This window comes from Pseudomonas sp. 30_B, from assembly GCF_017491605.1.
GTDB lineage: Bacteria > Pseudomonadota > Gammaproteobacteria > Pseudomonadales > Pseudomonadaceae > Pseudomonas.
In genome coordinates, this window is the sequence record NZ_JAFGYY010000026.1 from 1 (window position 1) to 19266 (window position 19266).

The following is a 19266-nucleotide window of genomic DNA, read 5'->3' on the forward strand; positions in this document are numbered from 1 at the left end:
CGTGCCGGGGGAACTGCGGCGGGATGTAGGGCGCCTCGCTGCGCACGCAGCCGTCCAGGTACAGGTAGCGTTCGGCCGGCAGCGGGGTTCTGCGCGGGTAGCGCATCGGCGTCGGTGACAGCAGCAGGTTCAGCCAGGGCGAGTCCTCGAGGAACTGGCCGGGGGGCAGGGCGGGATGCCCGCACTCGGCGAGGAAGCGGGCGAAGCGCTCGTGGGTGGGTTTCACCGCCTGCAGGTAGTGCTCGCGGAAGGTTGCGCAGGCCTCGGGATCGCTGCTGCTGGCCCCGGACAGGTAGGGCGGCACGGCCAGGTCCGGCAGTTCAGTCTCGGCGCAGGAAACCATGCGCACCCAGGGGCAGCCGGCGGCGGCGATGGCCGGGAAGGCGACCACGTTGTCCAGCACGATGGCGTCCGGTTTCAGGCGGGCAAGCAGTTGCTGCAGCGGCTTTTCCGACTCGATGGCGGTATCGATGATGGCTTCCCAGGCCGGCGCCACGTAACTGTCGATCTGCGCCAGCGGCGTCTGGTCGAAGTAGGGCACGTTGCGCTCGATGAAGCGCTCCCAGTAGTGCTGGTGGTCGGCGGCGGACAGCGGCGAATCCAGTTGCAGCGGGTACTCGGCGAAACCGTACTCGGCAAAGATGCCCTGGAAGTGCGAATGGCAGATGAACACCGGGCGCGCGCCGAGGTCGCGCAGCGCCTGGGCGATGCCGATGCAGTTCAGCGCGGCGCCGAAGCTGGCTTCAGGGAAGAAGGCGATGGTTCTGGTTCTTTGCGTCATGGGGCACATCCACGATCGAGCGGGCACTGCGTAAAATGGATAGTGCCTTTTTTCGATAAAAAAAACACCGAGAATGAAAAAATTATCGGCGGGCAGCCGCCGGTGATTGCGGAATTCCGCGATTGGCCGTCTGCGGACGCTGCGCCGCGGACAGCCGCAGGTGCAGTCGCATCAGGTCGGCGGCGACTTCCAGCTGGCCGCGCTCGATCTGCTCGATGATCCGCAAATGCTCGCGCAGCGCTTCCTGCAGGCGGTGCACGCTGACCATCGGCAACAGGTTGGGCAGCCGGCGCAGGCGCTGGTGCTGCAACAGCGCATCGCCGACGAAGCGGTTGCCGCAGCCCAGGGCGATCAGCTCGTGGAAGCTGATGTCCAGCTCGCGGAACTGCGCCACGTCGAAGCGCTCGATGGGCGCCGCCAGCAGTTCCTCCATGGCCCCGCGCAGCAGCGCCAGGCGCGCCAGGTCGGGGTCGAAGCCAGCGGCGAGCAGCGCTTCGGGTTCCAGGATCAGGCGATAGCGCAGGCTGTCTTCCAGCGCCGCGAGGTTGTTCAGCAGCGGGCGGAACGACCAGCTCTGCCCGGCGCCACGTTCCAGCACCTGGTCTTCGCTGAGCTGCGCCAGCACCTTCTGCGCGGCGGCACGGTTGATGTCGTAGCGGCGTATCAGCTCGCTGGCGCTGAGGCTATTGCCTAGCCGGCCGGCCATGCGGTCACGCAATACGGAGGCGGCCAGCGCCTGTTCCTCGGCCTGGGGCAGGGCGGGGCCGAGTACCCGGGCGGACGGGTCGGCGCACAGGCGATAGCCCTTGCCCGGCTCGTGGGCCACCAGTTGCTGCTCCAGCAGCAGGTCGAGACCGGCGCGGATCAATGTACGCGACACGCCGAAGGTGCGCGCCAGTTGCTGCTCGGACAGCGCGTCGCCATCACCCAGGCCATTGTCCTGGGCGTGCTCGATGATCCGTCGGGCGAGTTCCAGATGATTGGTACGCGGTTTTTTTTCGGTGTCCTTGCTCAAACCGTTCTCTCTCCGACAGGGGTTTCAGCGATGCGAGCCCCTTATGCCACAGGGCGGGTGGTGCAACAAGGATGCAGGAAGTTGTTGACTTCGCCAGTCGTTCGGTTTTTATTTTGAAAAAAAGACATGTAACACGCTTTTTCGATCCGCTGCCTTCGAAACAACAACAACCATCGTTAGGTGCGCAACATGAAGCTGAAGACCATGCTCTACGCGGGGGCCACCCTCGCGCTTACGTTGTCGGCCACCACCGCCAGCGCCAAGGATCTCGTGATCTCCATCTGGGACGGCTACATGGCCCCGGATGCCCTCGAGAAGTTCCAGAAGGCCACGGGCCTTGAAGCCGACAAGTCGCTCCACGCCACCAACGAGGAGATCATGGGCAAGCTCATGGCCTCCGGCGGCGAAGGTTACGACGTGGTGTTCGTTTCCTCTCCTTTCGCCGAGATCCTGCACAAGCAGGGCCTGCTTGCCGACATCGATCCGGGCAAGGTGCCGAATCTCAAGAACCTCTACCCCGAAGCGCAGAAGCTCGAGTACGACCCGGGCAACCACTTCTCAGTGCCCTACACCTGGGGTACCACCGGCATCTGCTACCGCTCGGACAAGGTCAGCCCGACTCCGTCGAGCTGGAACGACCTGCTCAAACCGTCCGATGCGCTCAAGGGCAAGACCACCATGCTCGCCACCGACCGCTGGCTGCTGGGCGCGGGCTTCCTCGCCAACGGCTGGTCGGTGAACGACGGCAACCCGGACCAGATCAACGCGGTGCGCGACCAGTTGATCACCACCAAGAAGCGCCTGCTGTCCTTCGACGACACCACCTTCTACTCCAAGCTGGCTTCCGGCGAAGCGCTGATGGCCCACGCCTGGGACGGCTGGTGCAACTACGGCACCCAGGCCAACGACGCGATCAAGTTCGTCGTGCCCAAGGAGGGCTCCGACCTCTGGGTGGACACCATGGTGGTGCTGAAAAGCTCGAAGAACCCCGAGGCGGCCTACCGCTTCATCAACTACATGCTCGAACCGGCCAACCACGCGTGGGTCGCGGAGAACATCCTCTACAAGGTACCCAACCAGGCGGCGATGGCGACGCTCAAGCCCGAGCTGCTGGCCAAGTACCCGAACCTCACCACCACGCCGGCCGAGCTGGTCAAGCAGCAGCAGTTGCGTGACGTCGGCGGGTCCACGCAGAAGGCCTATACCCGCGCCGTGACGGAAATCATGGCGGCGCAGTAGGCCGGGCCGGCTGCGCGTCGGCGATGCGGCGTTGAGAACAAGCGCGGGCTTGCTCATTTAGCGGCCTAAACTCCGCGCCCGCGCTTGTTCTCAACTGGCCTCGCTCTAGCTCGCGCGCCCCGGAAACACACCCAATACGACAACCCTGAACCACCTCGCCTCGCGGGGTTGGGGGAACTACGCATGACCGCTTTGTCCGCCGACCGAAAACTGTCGGCCTGGCTGCTCGCGCCCGGTCTGGGCTGGCTGGCCCTGTTCCTGCTGCTGCCGTGCCTGCTGGTATTGCTCTACAGCTTCCTCGAACGCGGTGCCTACGGCGGCATCGACTATGTGTTCACCTGGGAAAACTACCGCCGCGCGGTGGACCCGCTGTACCTCGACATCCTCCTGCGCTCGGCGAAGATCGCCGGTCTGGCGATGCTCTTCGCGGTGCTGATCGGCTACCCGGCGGCCTACGCCATCACCCGAGCCACGCCGCGTCGGCAGGGGGTGTACCTGTTCCTGGTGATGCTGCCGTTCTGGAGCAACTACCTGATCCGCACCTATGCGTGGATCGTCCTGCTCAACCGCGAGGGCCTGCTCAACCGGCTGTTCAGCCTGCTGGGCTACAGCGGCGAGCCGATCAACCTGCTCTACACCGACGCCACCGTGGTGCTGGGGCTGGTCTACAACTACATCCCCTTCGTCATCCTGGCCATCTACAGCTCCCTGTCGCGCATCGACAACGAACTGTGGGAAGCCTCGCGGGACCTGGGCGCCTCCGGCTGGACCACCTTCCGCCGGATCATCCTGCCACTCTCGGTACCCGGCGTGGCGGCGGGCGCGGTGTTCGTCTTCGTGCTGTCGATCGGCAACTTCATCACCGCCGACCTGCTCGGCGGCAAGCAGGTGCAGATGGTCGGCAACCTGATCTACGCGCAGTTCCTCACCGCGCGGGACTGGCCCTTCGGCTCGGCACTGAGCTTCTTCCTGATCGGCATCATGTTGCTCCTGCTGTTCATCCAGGCCCTGGTTTCGCGCCGGGCCCAGGGCGCGGAGGGCGAAAACCATGCGTAACTCTTCCGGTATCGCCCTCGGTGCGCACCTCTGGCTGGTGTATGCCTTCCTTTATGTACCGATCCTGGTGCTGATCCTGCTGTCGTTCAACGCCAGCGGCCTGCCCACCGCCTGGGGCGGCGCCTCGCTGAAGTGGTACGCCAAACTGCTGGCCAATGCCTCGATCCAGCACGCCGCGCTGAACACCCTGATCGTCGCGCTGACCTCGACCTTCATCGCCTGCCTGCTCGGTACGCTGCTCGCCCTGGGCGTGGAAATGCGCTCGCGCAGCAGCGGCGGCAAGAAGGGCGGCAATCTCGCCGACACCCTGCTGATGGCGCCGATGATCATCCCCGACATCGTGCTGGCCATCGCGCTGCTGAGCTTCTTCAACCTGCTGAAGATGAGCCTGGGGCTGCACTCCATCATCCTCAGCCACGTGGTGTTCAACATCGCCTTCGTCTGCGCGGTGGTGCGCACCCGGCTCAAGCACTTCGACTACTCGATCCTCGAAGCCAGCATCGACCTGGGCGCCGGCTGGTTCACCACCGCGCGCCGGGTGCTGCTGCCGGCGATCTTCCCCGGCGTGCTGGCGGGCGGGCTGCTGGCGTTCACCCTGTCGGTGGACGAATTCATCATCGCCTTCTTCAACGCCGGCTCCGGCAGCGCCTCCACCACGCTGCCGATGCAGATCTACTCGATGATCCGCTTCGGCGTGACCCCCGAGATCAACGCCCTCGCCACCCTGGTGATGCTGGTCAGCTTCACCGCGCTGTTCGCTTCCCAACGTCTGAACAAGGTGCCCAAAGCCCATGAATAAGTCTTCCGACCTGCTCGTGCTGGACCAGGTGAGCAAATCCTATGGCGAGGGTATGACCGCCGTGGACCAGGTTTCCCTGGCGATCCGCGAGAACGAGTTCTTCGCGCTGCTGGGCCCCTCCGGCTGCGGCAAGACCACCCTGATGCGGATGATCGCCGGATTCGAGACGCCCACATCTGGCGCCATCTACCTCGGCGGCCAGGACATCTCGCCGCTGCCGCCGAACAAGCGGCCGCTGAACCTGATGTTCCAGTCCTACGCGCTGTTCCCCAACATGACCGTGCGCAGCAACATCGCCTACGGCCTGGAGATGGAGAAGCTGCCGGCCAGCGAGATTCGCCAGCGGGTGGACCAGGTGCTGGAAACCGCGCAGCTCGGCCAACTGGCCAACCGCCGTCCGGACCAGCTCTCCGGCGGCCAGCGCCAGCGCGTGGCCCTGGCCCGCGCGCTGGTCAAGCGCCCGCGCGTGCTGCTGCTGGACGAACCGCTCGGCGCGCTGGACAAGAAGCTGCGCGAGAAGATGCAGCTGGAACTCAAGCGCCTGCAGCACGAGAGCGGCATCACCTTCATCATGGTCACCCACGACCAGGAAGAGGCCCTGGTGATGTCCGACCGCATGGCGGTGCTGCGCGACGGCAAGGTCTGCCAGTGCGGCAGCCCGAGCGAGCTGTACGAGAACCCGGGCAACCGCTTCGTCGCCGACTTCATCGGCGTCAGCAACCTGATCGACGGCCGCCGCGTGGGCACCAACCGCCTGCAGGCGGGCGATCAGGTGCTCCATATCGAAACCACCGCCGAATCGAGCCCGGAAAGCGTGACCCTGGCCCTGCGCCCGGAACGCCTGCGGGTGATTACCGACGCCACGCCCGCCACCGACAACCAGATCCAGGGTGAGGTGGCCGAAGTGGCCTACCACGGCCTGGACACCAACCTGCACGTGAACACGGCGCTGTCCAGCAAGCCGCTGATCGTCCGCGTGCCGTCTTCGGACTACGACTTCTTGCGTCTTGCCGCCGGCATGCCGGTGCGCCTGGGCTGGGATGCGCGGCATGCCCGCGTGCTGACTCACTGACTGCCTAGAACAACAAGACCTACAGGAGAGCACCATGAGTGAACGCAAAGTCATCGCATTCTTCCCCGAGGCCGCCTACGGCCCGGCCCTCAACTCGGTCGGCATCGCCCAGGCCTGCGAGGCGCTGGGACACAAGGCGGTGTTCCTCACCGACCCGGGCATGACCGGGGTCTACTCGGCCTACGGCTTCGAGGAGCACTACGTGAACATGTCCGAGCCGATGCCGGCCGAGGAGATGGCGCGCTACTGGACCGACTTCATCAACGGCCACATCCCCAACTTCCGCAAGGCGCCCATCGACCAGCTCGACAACTACGTGAAGGAGTGCTGGGAGGCCATCGTCTCCACCGCCAAGTGGGCGCAGAAGGATCTGCCGGCGATCCTCGACAAGATCAAGCCGGACCTGATCTGCGTCGACAACGTGATTCTCTTCCCGGCCATCAAGCAGTACGGCAAGCCCTGGGTGCGCATCATCTCCTGCTCGGAGAACGAGGTGCACGACCCGGACATCCCGCCGTACCTGTCGGGCATGAGCGTGGACGACAAGGCCGGTCACGCGCGCTTCCAGAAGCGCTTCGAGGAAGTGATCGCGCCCATCCATGCCGACTTCAACGACTTCCTCTCCCAGTGCGGCGAGCGGCCGTATCCGCTGGGCGTGTTCTTCGAAGAGTCGCCCTACATGAACCTGCTGCTCTACCCGGACCCGGTGAAGTTCGAGCGCCGCCATCCGCTGCCGGCCCGGCAGTTCCATTACCTGCAGGGCTGCGTGCGCACCGACAAGCCGTATGACATCCCGCCGTTCAAGGCGAACAACGACAAGCCGCTGCTGTATGTCAGCTTCGGCAGCCTCGGCTCGGGCGACGTCGACCTGCTCAAGCGCCTGGTCGCCGCCGTCGGCAAGCTGCCGTATCGCGCCTTGTTCAACGTCGGCGAGCACGTGGAGAAGTACACCGACCTACCGGACAACGTGATCGTCTCCAACTGGTACCCGCAGCCCTCGGTGATCGCCCAGGTCGACGCGGTGATCCACCACGGAGGCAACAACAGCTTCACCGAGTGCCTGTTCTTCGGCAAACCCGCCATCGTCATGCCCTACGTCTGGGACGGCCACGACAACGCCATGCGCGCCCAGGAAAGCGGTCACGGCCTGCGCATGGACCGCTACGACTGGAGCGAGGAAGACCTGGCGCGGAACCTCGCCCAGCTGCTGGGCGACGAACTGATGCGCGAGCGACTGGCGCGCACCAGCGACTACATGCGTTCGCGCAAGGGCCCTGAAGATGCGGCGCGCATCCTCGACCGGCTCATCGCCGGCAAGGCGGTGAACCATGCCTGAGTTCAAGGCTGCGTTCTTCAATGGAGAGTCCACTGCACCGCACATCCGCGGCGCCCGCGACTACGACGACCTGGTGGACTGGGGCGTGCAGTCCGACGCCCTCGAAGGCGCCTCGCACTCCAGCGGCCGCCTGCTGTTCAAGGGGCCGAACAACAGCCCCGAGACCGGCCTGTGGGTCTGCACTCCCGGCCGCTGGCGGCTGTCGATCCCCCGTGACGAGCTGTGCCACTTCGTAGCCGGCCGCGCCACCTATCGCTCCGACGAGGGCGAGGTGATCGAGGTGGAGGCCGACACCCTGGTGCTGTTCCCGGCCGGCTGGACAGGCGAATGCACCGTGCACAGCACCCTCCGCAATCTCTACATGCTGGCGTGATTGCCACCCAAGCCCATCGGCGGATAACCGCAAGCGGTTATCCGCCCTACAAGAGCTCGGCGCGAGAGTCCGAGCTTGTAAACAGGAGTGAACAATGAAGCCCCCCGTAATCCACCGCCCGCTGCAGGTCACCGAACTCAAGGACTGGGGCGTGATCCCGACCATGCTCGAAGGCGAGTCCCACGTCAGCGGCGTGGTCCTGCACAAGGGGCCCGAAGGCCAGTCCGAATGCGGCATCTGGCACTGCACGCCGGGCAAGTGGTTCTGCCATGTCACCAGCGACGAGTTCTGTCATTTCCTCGAAGGCCGCTGCACCTATGTGCATGAGTCCGGCGAGGTGATCGAGATCACCCCGGACACTGCGGCCTTCTTCCCCAAGGACTGGAAGGGCGTGTGCACCGTCCACGAGACGGTGAAAAAGGTCTACATGATTCGGTGATGCCATGAGCCTGACTCTGGAAACCCACCGTGCCGCCGCCCGCGAGATGTTTCTCGCAGGCTGCGGCCATGCCGGCCAGCGCCTGCACGCGCTGCCGGCGGACGCCTCGGCGCGGCGCTACTTCCGCCTGGAAGGGCAGGGCCTGCTGCTGATGGATTCGCCGCCCGGCGCCGAGCCGCTGGCGCCCTACCTGCGGGTGGCGCACCTGCTGCGCGGCTGCGGGCTGTCGGCGCCGAAGGTGCTGGCCTCGGATATCGAACTGGGCCTGGCGCTGGTGGAGGACTTCGGTCATGCCACCTACACCCGGTTGCTCGCCACCGGCCATGACGAGGAGGCGCTGTATCGCCTCGCCGTGGATGCGCTGGTGCGCCTGCATCGGGCCGGCCCCCAGGCCGCCGATGGCGTGCCGGCCTATGACGGCCGGAAGCTGGACGAGGAGGCGGCACTGTTCATCGACTGGTACGCGCCGTTGCTGGTTGGCGAGCAGGCTGCAGCGCGACTGCGCGGGGCCTACCTCGATGCCTTCGCCACGGCGTGCCGCGAAGTCGCCCTGTGCCGCGAGGTGCTGGTGCTGCGCGACTACCACGTCGACAACCTGATGCTGCTGGAGGGCAGGGAAGGTGTCGCCGCCTGCGGCCTGCTGGATTTCCAGGATGCCCTGTGTGGCTCACCCGCCTATGACCTGATGTCCCTGCTCGAAGACGCCCGCCGCGATGTGCCCGAGGCGCTGCGGGCGTCGCTGCTGACGCACTACCTGGACCAGCGCCCGGAAGTCGATGGCCGCCGCTTCATGGCCGACTACCAGGCGCTGGCCGCGCAACGTCACGCCAAGGTGCTGGGCATCTTCGTCCGCCTGGCACGGCGAGACGGCAAGCTCGGCTACCTCGATCACCTGCCACGTGTGCTGCGCCTGTTCCGCGAGGCGCTGGACAGGCCGGCGCTGCATCCATTGCGTGACTTCCTCGATTGCAACCTGGTGCCCTGGCGCGACGAGCTTCCCGCCGCCGCCCTGGATGCCTTGCGCGAACCAATCCTCTGACATTCAAGGAAATGCCATGACCACTTTCACCTGCGATACCCCCATGCTGTTCATCAACCCTGACTACCGGGCCCCGGTGACCCGCCGCGTGCGCCACAACATCGACCCGGCCACCTTGCAGCAGGTCGGCAGCATCGCGCTGTGCGAGCAGGACGACGTGGAAGCCGCCATCGACGCCGCCAACACGGCGCACAAGGACTGGCGCCAGGTGGACGCCAAGACCCGCTCCACGCTGCTGCATCGCCTGGCCGACTCGATGGAACGGGACGAGGCCCTCAAGCGCGAAGTGGCGCGGCTGCTGACCCTGGAAATGGGCAAGCCGTTCCCCGAGGCCATGGGTGAGCTGGCCAACTGCCCGCCGATCTTCCGCTACTTCGCGGAAATGGCCCGGGACGATGCCGGCAAGATCGCCGGCACCACCCAGCTTGGCTCCTTCCAGCACATGCGCTACGACCCCTATGGCGTCAGCGTCCACATCCTGCCGTTCAACTTCCCGATCCTGCTGATCTGCTGGACGGTGGCCGCGTCGCTGGCCGCCGGCAACGCCTGCATCGTCAAGCCGGCCGAAGGCACCACCCTGTGCACGCTGAAGTTCATGGAGCACTTCCGTGTGCTGCCGGCAGGCCTGGTTTCCTGCGTGCCGGGCGACGCCCTGACCGCCCAGCTGCTGGTGCAGTCCGAGCGCACCCACGCCGTCGCCTTCACCGGCAGCGTGGCCGCCGGCCAGGCGGTTGCCCGCACCTGCGCTGAGCGGATGAAGCCGGCAGTCATCGAGGCCGGTGGCAGCGACCCGATGATCATCAGCAAGCACGCACCGCTGGACATCGCCGCCGCCGGCTCGGTGACCGCCGCCTTCCACCTGACCGGGCAGATCTGCACCTCGGCCGAACGCTTCTATGTGGTCGAGGACATTCACGATGAGTTCGTCGCCCGTTTCGCCGAGCGCACCCGCAAGCTGCGCATCGGTCACGGTCTGGAACGCAGCGAGATCGGCCCGCTGGTCAGCGAGGCTGCGCGCGACAAGGTGATCCGCCTGGTGAACGATGCGGTGGCCAAGGGGGCGACCGTCGTCTGTGGCGGGCGTATCCCGCCGGCGAACCCGGTCGGCTGGTTCTACGAGCCGACCATCCTCACCGGCGTCACCGCCGACATGGACATCTGCCACGAGGAGATCTTTGGACCGGTGGCGGCCATCCGCAAGGTCAAGGACTTCGAGGAGGCGCTGCAGCTGGCCAATGACTCGCCGTTCGGCCTCGGCGCCTGCCTGTTCTCCACCGATCTGGCGGAGGTCATGGAAGCCTCCGAGCGGCTGGAAGCAGGCATGGTCTGGGTCAACAACCCGCTGATCGACAACGACGCGCTGCCGTTCGGTGGCTCGAAGATGTCCGGCGTCGGCCGCGAGCTGGGCCGCCAGGGCCTGGACGCCTTCCGTCGCTCGAAGATGGTGATCATCGATCACCAGCCGCAGCTCCACTCCTGGTGGTACCCCTACGCCGACGACGTGTTCTACCAGGGCTGAGAACCGGTTCAAGGTTCCATCAGGGCGCGTGCAGGCCGTCGCATCCCCGAGAGGTGCTGCGATTGGCCTGTGATAAATCAGCGCCCGTTTTTTTCGAGCCGCCGCGGCGCACCCATGGCGCCGCGGCACGACCTGGCTCGATTCCGGACAGGCGCCGAGGAGGGCCTATGAATAACTATTCGACTCTGGCGGTGATTCTTGCCGCCGGACAGGGCACGCGCATGCGCTCGTCGCTGCCCAAGGTGATGCATTGCGTCGGCCACCGGCCGCTGCTCGGCCATGTGCTGGCCACCTGCGAAGCCGCGCGGGTGGACCAGGTGGCGGTGGTGCAGGGGCCGGACACGCCGGCGGTGGCTGACTACCTGATGCGCCAGGCGCCAGGGGCGCGCCGTTTCGTCCAGCGCGAACGCCTGGGCACCGCCCATGCGCTGCTGGCGGCGCGCGCGGCGCTGGAGGAGCACAACGAAGGCTGCGTGCTGGTGCTGTTCGGCGACTCGCCGCTGGTGAGCGTCGAAACCCTTGCCAGGCTGCGCGCCGCCTTGATCGACGGGGCGGCGGTGGCAGTGGCGGGCTTCACCACCGAGCGGCCAGGCGGCTACGGCCGGTTGCTGGTGGAAGATGGCCATCTGCGCGCCATTCGCGAAGCCAAGGATTGCACGGCGGAGGAATTGCAGGTGCGCTTGTGCAACGGCGGGGTAATGGGGCTGCGTGCCGATCACTGCCTTTGGCTGCTGGAACGCATCGGCAATGCCAACGCCCAGGGCGAGTACTACCTGACCGACGCGGTGGAAGTGGCGAACCGTGCCGGGCTCAAGGTGACGGCGGTGGAGGTGGAGGAGGAAGACATCCTCGGCGTCAACGACCGCGAGCAACTGCACGCTGCCGAGCAGGTGTTCCAGCGTCGCCGCCGCCAGCAGGCGATGCGTGCCGGGGTGACCCTGGCGGATGCGCAGTCGGTGTACTTCAGTGCCGACACCGAGCTGGCTGCCGATGTGCTGGTGGAGCCCTGCGTGGTGTTCGGCCCCGGTGTGCGGGTGGCTGCCGGCGTCAGGGTGCCAGCGTTCAGCCGGCTGGAGGCGGTCAGTCTGGAGCGCGATGCGGAGATATCGGCACTCGCCTCCTGACTCCGCCATCGCGCCGGTGTGGCACCGTATTGCGGATAAGATCCGCTCCTACAAAAGCCAATCCACAAGACGCGCTTTTGTAGGAGCGAGCTTGCTCGCGAACTGATCCCGGCGCCAATCCTCCCCGTAGGAGCGCCCCGTGGGCGCGAATCGCGGGCATGGCCCGCTCCTACAAGAACGGGTCACGCACACCTAGGAATGGACTCCGTTCGCGCTGGCGGCCGCAGATCGCCAACCTGACCTGCTCTCAGATATGCCAGATCTGCAGATCCTTGATTACGCACACCGAGGCATCGGTGGCCAGCGTGGTGTCGCTGAAGTCCACCTGGTTGTACACCCCGCCATGGAAGTCGAAGGTCTGCGCCGCCCAGCTGGCGTCGAGCGGCATCGTGGGCACGCTGGAGGTGCGACCGTTGCAGCTGGCCTGCACGCTGAGCATGAGGCTGGACGTGGCCAGTATCAGGATGTCGAAGTCCGCGCCAAGCGGCACGTTGTCCAGCACCGTACTGTTCACCGGAGTGGTCTGGTTGAAGTTCTGGCGAAAGCCCATGGTCAGCTTGCCTTTCTGCCAGAACACTTTGAGCAGCGGGCTGTCATCGTTCTTCACGTGCATCTGCGCCACCACTACCTTCTGCGCCGAGTTCACCTGGGTCACCTTCATCAGTTGGTGATTCACGTGCTCGGTGGCGCCGGTCAGGCTCCAGTAGATGGGCTCCTTCCATTCGCAGCGGGTCCGATGGACGCTCTTGCTCGCCGCTCCCCTGGTCGGCGCGGTGAGCTGCAGGCTGCCGTCCGGCAGTCGGGTGACCAGATCTGGATACTCCGCCAGAGCCACTGGACCGGGAACCTCAATAGCCAGCGTGTCGGTGGGCGTCTTTCCCACTGGCAGCGCGATATTGAGGTTGTCGATGTTCACGTTCATGCCGGCACTCCTTCACGGGTCTATGGGTGCTGGCTTTGACCGGCGCAGAGGAGCCTGTTTCGATTTTTCGGCCGAGCGGTCGCAGTGGGCGCGGTGCTCGGTGAAATCGGCGCGAGCAGCATCCACCACAACCGGAGCGTATCGGCAGGCAAAAAAGGTGGAGAAATCTGCAGGGCTGGCCTCAGCGGCCGGGCAGCATCGGGGTGAGGTGCAGGATGTTCAGCAGGTGCGGGACGCGCAGCGGGTAACAGGCCTGCAGGCGCACGCGAGCTTCGGAGAGGGTCATGTGGCGGGAGAACGAGCGAAGCACGGTCTTGCCCAGGCAGTGACCGTCCTGAAAGTGGACTAGGAATTCATTCATGGCAAAGCGACAGCGGAGAAACACGCACAAAATGGCGCACAGGCCGCAAATGATAGCGACTCTCGCTGTCTCGGCGTTGCCATAAATCATCCTTTACCGGGCTGCTCCGACGGAACTACCTGACCGATCCGACGACCGGCGAGTCGAAAGGGAGTCAGCGTTCTGTGGCGTAGTCCAGGCGCATACCGAAGGCATGCATGAAGAACGCCGACAACTGCAGCTCCAGCATCTGTGCATTGAGCGATGCCAGGTGCGAAGGCTGGCGCCGGGTGCGCCGGCTTACGGCGGTGAATTCCTCATGGACGATGCCCTGCGTCACCGGGTCGGCAATGAGGCGATAACAACTGTCCGGCAGGTCCTCGCGCTGCCTGGCGAGCAGGCTGAGTTCGGGGTGGCCGTCGGCGTTGGTGACGAGTTCCACGCTACAGCGCAGGCCTCGGTCGCGGGCGAAGCGCGAGGCTTCTTCGAAAGCGGGCAGGGCCTTCTGCAGGACCTGGATTTCGAAGGCGAGGAAGAACTGATCGTCGTAATCGACTTCCGGGGTGTTCCGGGCTGCCTGGTTATGCATCGCCGGCCTCTCCTGTGTCGATGAATCAATGAAACCCGCTGCGACCGTCGGGATCGCGTGAGCTTCGTCATCGTGGCATCGCAGCTACTACAACGCACACATCAGTCAACCGGCAATGCCATTTGCCTTAACGAAAGGCCATCTCACTGAAGCGCCACCGGACTGTCAACGAGCAATCCCGCATAAGGGGGGGAGCGGAAATAGCCAAGCGCTCTGCCGTAAGGCATGGCGCAAGCAGGGAGCAGGAACGGCGGTCGGCAGAGGGAGTGTAAAGTTGGCGTTACACGTTCCACACGCCCGTCCGGACTTCGGACGGGCGGTGAGCGTTGCTGTGGTCAGAACGCGAAGTCATCCATGCTCAGGGCGGCGTCGCCGCCGTCGATGATGCTCTGCGCCAGCCCTGGCGCGCGGGTAAGGATGTGTCCGGCGTAGAACTGCGCGGTACGCAGCTTGGCCCGGTAGAACGCGGCATCCCCACTGCCGGAGGTCAGGTGCTGTTGGGCGATCCGTGCGGCGCGCGCCATCTGCCAGCCGCCGGCAACGATGCCGAACAGCTCCAGCAGCGGCACGGAGCCCAGGGCCACCTGCCGTACCTGGTGATCGTAGTGATGGACGACGAAGGTCACGGCGTCGTCCAGGGCATTGATCGCCAGGAACAGGTGATGCCGGATGCCGGCCAGTTGCGCATCCTCATCCGGGAGCGCGCGTTGGGTGTCACGCATCTCCGCGATCAGTGCGGCTGCCGTTTCGCCGCGGTCGCGGGCGATCTTGCGGCCGATCAGGTCACTGGCCTGGATGCCGGTGGTGCCCTCATAAATGGGGGTGATCCGGGCGTCGCGCAGGTGCTGGGCGGCGCCGGTCTCCTCGATGAACCCCATGCCGCCGTGGACCTGTACACCCAGGGAGGCAATGTCCACGGCGTTTTCCGTGCACCAGCCCTTGATCACCGGAATCATCAGATCAACGAAGGCTTGTCGCTTCTGGCGCACGGCACTGACGGGATGGCCATGAGCCTGGTCCATGGCCAGCGCCACTTCACAGGCCAGGGCGCGCATGGCCTCGATGCGCGAACGCATCGACATCAGCATGCGGCGCACGTCCGGATGGCGCAGGATGGCCACTTTTTCGCGGCTGGAGCTACCGGTTTCGCCGCCCTGGATGCGCTGCCGGGCGTAGGTTACGGCGCGCTGGTAGGCCCGCTCGGCCAGGCCGATGCCTTCGATACCCACCGAGAAGCGCGCGGCGTTCATCATGATGAACATGTACTCCAGGCCGCGATTCTCTTCACCGACCAGCCAGCCGGTGGCACCGCCATGGTCGCCAAAGGCCAGCACTGCGGTGGGGCTGCCATGGATGCCGAGCTTGTGCTCGATGGAAACGCAGCGTACGTCGTTGCGTTCGCCCAGGCTTCCATCATCGTTCAGCAGCACCTTGGGCACCACGAACAGCGAGATACCCTTCACGCCCTCAGGCGCGCCAGGCACACGGGCCAGCACCAGGTGGACGATATTGTCGGTGAGGTCGTGCTCGCCGTAGGTGATGAAGATTTTCTGCCCGAACAACCGGTAGGTGCCGTCGCCCCTGGGTTCGGCGCGGCTGCGTACCGCGGAGAGATCGGAACCGGCCTGGGGCTCGGTGAGGTTCATGGTGCCGGTCCATTCGCCGCTCACCAGCTTCGGTAGCCAGGTGCGCTTGAGCTCGTCGGAGCCGCGCAGCTCGATGGCTTCGATGGCGCCGCGGGTGAGCATCGGGCAGAGGCCAAAGGCGACGTTGGCGGCGTTCCACATTTCTTCCACCAGTGCGGAAACCAGTCGCGGTGCGCCCTGGCCACCGAAGTCGGAAGGGCAGGAGAGGGCATTCCAGCCGTTGGCGACGAACTGCTGGTAGGCATTGTGCCAACCGGGGGCGGTCGTCACCTGGCCATCCTGCCAGCGTGCACCCTGGCGGTCGCCTACGACGTTCAGCGGCGACAGCACGCCCTGGGCGAAGCGGCTGGCCTCGGTGAGGATGGCATTCACCAGTTCCGCGCCCATGTCTTCATGGTTGGGCAGCTCGGCCACGGTTTCCAGCAGACGCAATTCGCGCAGGATGAACTGCATGTCGCGCAGCGGGGCGATGTACTCACTCATGTTGGAACTCCTGTGCAGCCAGCGGCGCGGCTTGGTTGTGTGAAGGCCTGCATTTAAGCGGACACGGACCGGGGCAGCGCCCCTCTCTTCGAGTGGGGCGTTCGGGGCTTGTTGAAGAGTTGACCGTCCTTGAGCGCCGGAAGTTTTCACCCCGGGCTCGGAAGTGGACCGTGAGGGCATTGACCTTGGCGGGAATTGACGGGGCAAGCCATGGGCGCTCCGCGGCCGGAGCGCCCACTGGGGTCAGCGGATGCCGGAGTTGCGTAGTGCAGCCGGGGTGAAGTCCGTGGAGGAGTACTTCATGCCGTACTGGGTGCCTTGCTTGGCCTCATTGATCAGGTTCATCACCAGGTAGCGGCCAGCGATGAGGTCATAGAGGGTCTGTGCGGCATACACGCCAGTACCCTCCTGATAGTCACTGGCCTGGTGACCTTCGGCAACCCGCCAGAGCTGGCCACGGCTGTCGTAATGATCGACTTCGGCGAGCATCCAGGTGTCCTCGTCGAAGTACATGTGGCGCTTGGCATACACATGGCGCGCACCGGGCTTGAGGGTGCCCTCGACTTCCCACACGCGGTGCAGTTCGTAACGGGTATGGTCAGGGTTGATGTGACCTGGACGGACGATGTCGGCGAGTTTGAGTTTCGGCGACATCAGGCGATAGCTGTTGTAGGGGATGTAGATTTCCTTCTTGCCGATCAGCTTCCAGTCGTAGCGGTCCGGCGCGCCGTTGTAGAGGTCGGAGTTGTCGGCGGTACGCATGCCGTCGGCGGCGCTGCCAGGGCCGTCATAGGCCACCTCCGGCGCACGGCGGACGCGGCGTTGGCCGGCGTTGTAGGTCCACGCCTGACGAGGGTCCTTGAGCTGGTCGATGGTTTCGTAGGCCAGATTTACCGTGCCGGTCAGGCGCGAGGGCGCGATGATCTCCTGCTTGTAGTAGTACAGGATGTTCGCGCTCTTGGCCGGATCGTTGTCACTCATGAACTGCGGGAATCCGGTGTTCTCCTTGAAACCGACGGCGGTGAAGTCGCCATTGACCTGGGGGGTCACCTGGGCGCTGTAGCGCTCCAGATTGGTTCCGCGGTAGCGGGTTTCATGGTTCCACACCACTTCCACGCCACTCTTGGGGATGGGGAAGGGCGTGTAGTGGCTGGAAAAATTGGCCAGCCCGTTGCCATCGTTGATCAGTTGCACCTGGGTCGCGCCTTTCTTGATGGCGTCGTAGACCGCTTGCGGTGAGCTTGCACTACGGTGGCTGGGGTAGACCGGAATCCTGTAGCTATCCGGATAGCGCTTGAACAGCGCCAGCTGGCCGGGGGTCAACTTGTCCTTGTACTGCTCGGCGTTGCTGGCGGTGATCACGAACAGCGGTTTTTCGCTGGCATAAGGATCGCCCAGAAAACCGTTCTCGACCGGGGCCGCACCCGCTTTCAGGCCACCGGTCCAGGCCGGGATACTGCTGTCGGCATTGCCTTCTTTCTGGGCGCCGACGGGGGTGAGGCTGGTGCCGAGCTTGTCTGCTTCTTGCGGGGAGATGGCTGCCAGTGCGCTTCCGGCAAACAGTGACAGTGCCAAAGCACCGCCGCCCAGGGTGAGGTGATTTTTCATTGTATTGCGTCTCCGCAGTTACGGTTCAGAAGTTCACACCGAGGCTCAGCGAGACGAAGTCGCGGTCGGTCATGGTGTTGTATTTGCCGTCGAAGTAGTTCGTGTAACTGAGCGCGGCGGTGTAGGTATTCCGGTAGTCGGCGTTCAGACCGAGGCTGACGGCCTTGGCGCCTTCCTCGAAGTTCGGGCCGCTGCCTTCCACGTCGTGGGACCAGGCCAGGTTGGGCGAGAGGTTGATCCCGGCGAATACGTTCGGGTAGTCGAGCTGCCCGCGTACGCGGTAGCCCCAGGAGTCAGCGGTGTAGAAGCCATGACTGTTGCACTGCTGCGCCGGGTTGCTGGCGTTGGGCTTCCCGACATTGGTGCCGCGGCAGGTGGCCGCGCCGGTCGCACCAGGCAGGATGCCGGAGCCGAAGGCCGGACTGCGGCCGAAGCGAAGGTCGGTGCCATCGGTGTCGCCCAGACTGTTGATGCGGTTGTAGCCGACCTCGCCGACCAGGGTCAGGCGATCGGCGCCCCAGACCTGGTTGAACAGCTTGGTCAGGGTGGTTTGCAGCTGCACTACCGGCTTGCGGTCGTAGCCGTTGATGACCCCGCCGGCCGGCACGTCGCTGGAGAAGCCTGTGGTGAACAGTGGCGATGGGGAGGCTCTGCCGACCGGCGTCAGGGTTGCGCTCACCAGGTCTGCGGTATTGAGCTGGAGCGGCATGTTCGGCCGGTAGCTCATTTCGCCGCCCCAGGACATGCCCGCCAGGTTGGTGGCGAAGCTCAGGCCGTAAAGCCTGATGTCCTCGGGGTAGTCGATGAAGTATTTGGCATCGCGGATCGAGGCCAGGGGATTGACCGCGTTGGCGTTAGTGGTACGAACGGTGCTCAGGAACGGACTGCGGCTGTGGTACTTCATGGCGTAGGCGCCGAACTCGGTCTCGTTCAGCTCCGGCACGAACCACCGCAGTGCCAGACCATACTGGCCGCTGTCGCGGGCGTCGTTGTCCTTGGCCCGGGGGATGTACGCGTCATCCATCATGGTCGCCAGTGCGGCGGCACCGCCGGTGTTGGCCGCTTCACCTGGCGCCAGGTCGTAGCCGGCGGTCACCAGGCGGTCGTCGCAGCCCTTGGCCACGCCATCGGCGCCGAAGAAGGTGCCGCAGTTGTCGGTGACGGTCTTGTCCCATTGGATCTGGTAGAAGGCTTCCGCCGTGATGTTCTCGGTGAGTCCCTGGGACAGGTAGAACATTTGCACGGGTACCAGGCCTTCCTTCACCTCCGAACCGGGGCGGCGCAGAGCGGCGACATCGAGCGGGTTGATCGAGCTGATGCCGTTCTGGATGAAGGTGCTTTCGCCCCAGTTCACCACCTGCTTGCCCAGGCGGACGTTACCCGGCAAGTCGCCGACGTTGTAATTGTGGTAGACGAAGGCGTCCATGAGCATCGCGCCGGAGCTTTTGGCCGCCTGGTCGCGACCATGGTCGTCGATGTCGTAGAAGTGCTGGTGGCCATCCTTGAGCTCGAAGTCGTACCAGTACTTGCCGCGCAGGAAGGCGCCGCTGTCCTTGTACTTGAGCTCGAGGTCGTGGATGCCCTTGACGACCGTCGAGATGTTCTCGCCGCTCTTGAAGTTGAGACGGCCATCGTCGGTGGTGCGCGACGACGACTTGCCTCCTTTTACACCCATGGAGTTGAAGTTCGAGATGAACTGCTTGTCGGGTGCGCTGGTGGCCCAACTGGTGCCGAAGGTCAGCGATGAGTCCAGCTTGCCCTCGATCTCCCCGATAGTGAAATCAACTGCGTTGGCCTGGGTGCCGCAGCCCATGGCGACGGCGATAGCCAGTAAACGCGGCTGGAAGACGCGGCTCTTTGTTGTTCTTGTAGTCATGCGGTACTCC

At 65.0% G+C, this 19266-nt stretch carries 17 protein-coding genes and 1 pseudogene; 10 read left to right on the plus strand and 8 right to left on the minus strand.

The window, feature by feature from the left end; translation table 11 throughout:
- Both J5M67_RS22775 and J5M67_RS22780 read right to left on the minus strand, forming a co-directional pair.
- Positions 1-781, minus strand: a pseudogene (locus J5M67_RS22775) (glycosyl transferase family 1); the annotation flags it as partial.
- Positions 782-863: 82 nt separating this feature from the next.
- Complete coding sequence (locus J5M67_RS22780; RefSeq protein ID WP_207887586.1) at positions 864-1796, minus strand: GntR family transcriptional regulator; 933 nt, start codon at positions 1794-1796, stop codon at positions 864-866.
- A 189-nt stretch (positions 1797-1985) separates the two neighbouring features.
- Between J5M67_RS22780 and J5M67_RS22785 the strand changes: the two genes are divergently transcribed.
- The 10 genes from J5M67_RS22785 (at position 1986) to J5M67_RS22830 (ending at position 11792) form a co-directional block, all read left to right on the plus strand.
- Positions 1986-3035, plus strand: coding sequence for a spermidine/putrescine ABC transporter substrate-binding protein (locus tag J5M67_RS22785; protein ID WP_207887587.1), 1050 nt, complete (start codon positions 1986-1988; stop codon positions 3033-3035).
- Positions 3036-3218: 183 nt separating this feature from the next.
- Positions 3219-4091: an ABC transporter permease gene (locus J5M67_RS22790; protein WP_207887588.1), complete on the plus strand. Its 873-nt coding sequence runs from the start codon at positions 3219-3221 to the stop codon at positions 4089-4091.
- Entirely contained in the window at positions 4084-4890 is an 807-nt protein-coding gene (locus J5M67_RS22795) for an ABC transporter permease (RefSeq protein ID WP_207887589.1), read from the plus strand. The genes J5M67_RS22790 and J5M67_RS22795 overlap by 8 nt, the downstream gene beginning before the upstream one ends.
- Positions 4883-5962 (plus strand): ABC transporter ATP-binding protein, encoded by a 1080-nt coding sequence (locus J5M67_RS22800; protein WP_207887590.1) that lies wholly within the window; start codon positions 4883-4885, stop codon positions 5960-5962. Before J5M67_RS22795 ends, J5M67_RS22800 begins: the two co-directional genes overlap by 8 nt.
- Positions 5963-5996: 34 nt before the next feature.
- Entirely contained in the window at positions 5997-7298 is a 1302-nt protein-coding gene (locus tag J5M67_RS22805) for a glycosyltransferase (protein WP_207887591.1), read from the plus strand.
- Positions 7291-7671 carry a cupin domain-containing protein gene (locus J5M67_RS22810; RefSeq protein WP_207887592.1) on the plus strand — a complete coding sequence of 127 codons (381 nt, stop codon included), beginning with the start codon at positions 7291-7293 and terminating at the stop codon, positions 7669-7671. Before J5M67_RS22805 ends, J5M67_RS22810 begins: the two co-directional genes overlap by 8 nt.
- 94 nt (positions 7672-7765) lie before the next feature.
- Positions 7766-8110, plus strand: a complete 345-nt coding sequence (locus J5M67_RS22815; protein WP_207887593.1) for a cupin domain-containing protein — start codon at positions 7766-7768, stop codon at positions 8108-8110.
- A gap of 4 nt (positions 8111-8114) precedes the next feature.
- Positions 8115-9149: an aminoglycoside phosphotransferase family protein gene (locus J5M67_RS22820; RefSeq protein WP_207887594.1), complete on the plus strand. Its 1035-nt coding sequence runs from the start codon at positions 8115-8117 to the stop codon at positions 9147-9149.
- A gap of 16 nt (positions 9150-9165) precedes the next feature.
- Positions 9166-10668, plus strand: coding sequence for an aldehyde dehydrogenase (locus J5M67_RS22825; protein ID WP_207887595.1), 1503 nt, complete (start codon positions 9166-9168; stop codon positions 10666-10668).
- A gap of 167 nt (positions 10669-10835) precedes the next feature.
- Complete coding sequence (locus tag J5M67_RS22830; protein WP_207887596.1) at positions 10836-11792, plus strand: NTP transferase domain-containing protein; 957 nt, start codon at positions 10836-10838, stop codon at positions 11790-11792.
- Between the two features lie 247 nt (positions 11793-12039).
- Here the strand turns inward: J5M67_RS22830 and J5M67_RS22835 are convergent, their stop codons facing one another.
- From J5M67_RS22835 to J5M67_RS22860, 6 genes are all read right to left on the minus strand, one after another.
- Positions 12040-12714 (minus strand): polysaccharide lyase family 7 protein, encoded by a 675-nt coding sequence (locus J5M67_RS22835; RefSeq protein ID WP_207887597.1) that lies wholly within the window; start codon positions 12712-12714, stop codon positions 12040-12042.
- Positions 12715-12895: 181 nt separating this feature from the next.
- Complete coding sequence (locus J5M67_RS22840; RefSeq protein ID WP_207887598.1) at positions 12896-13075, minus strand: hypothetical protein; 180 nt, start codon at positions 13073-13075, stop codon at positions 12896-12898.
- Positions 13076-13229: 154 nt separating this feature from the next.
- Positions 13230-13643 carry a hypothetical protein gene (locus tag J5M67_RS22845; RefSeq protein ID WP_207887599.1) on the minus strand — a complete coding sequence of 138 codons (414 nt, stop codon included), beginning with the start codon at positions 13641-13643 and terminating at the stop codon, positions 13230-13232.
- Between the two features lie 335 nt (positions 13644-13978).
- Positions 13979-15772, minus strand: a complete 1794-nt coding sequence (locus tag J5M67_RS22850) for an acyl-CoA dehydrogenase (RefSeq protein ID WP_207887600.1) — start codon at positions 15770-15772, stop codon at positions 13979-13981.
- Positions 15773-16015: 243 nt separating this feature from the next.
- Positions 16016-17380 (minus strand): DUF1329 domain-containing protein, encoded by a 1365-nt coding sequence (locus tag J5M67_RS22855; protein WP_207887601.1) that lies wholly within the window; start codon positions 17378-17380, stop codon positions 16016-16018.
- A gap of 25 nt (positions 17381-17405) precedes the next feature.
- A complete protein-coding gene (locus tag J5M67_RS22860; protein WP_207887602.1) occupies positions 17406-19256 on the minus strand; it encodes a DUF1302 domain-containing protein in 1851 nt (616 codons plus the stop codon).
- Between the last annotated feature and the right edge of the window lie 10 nt (positions 19257-19266).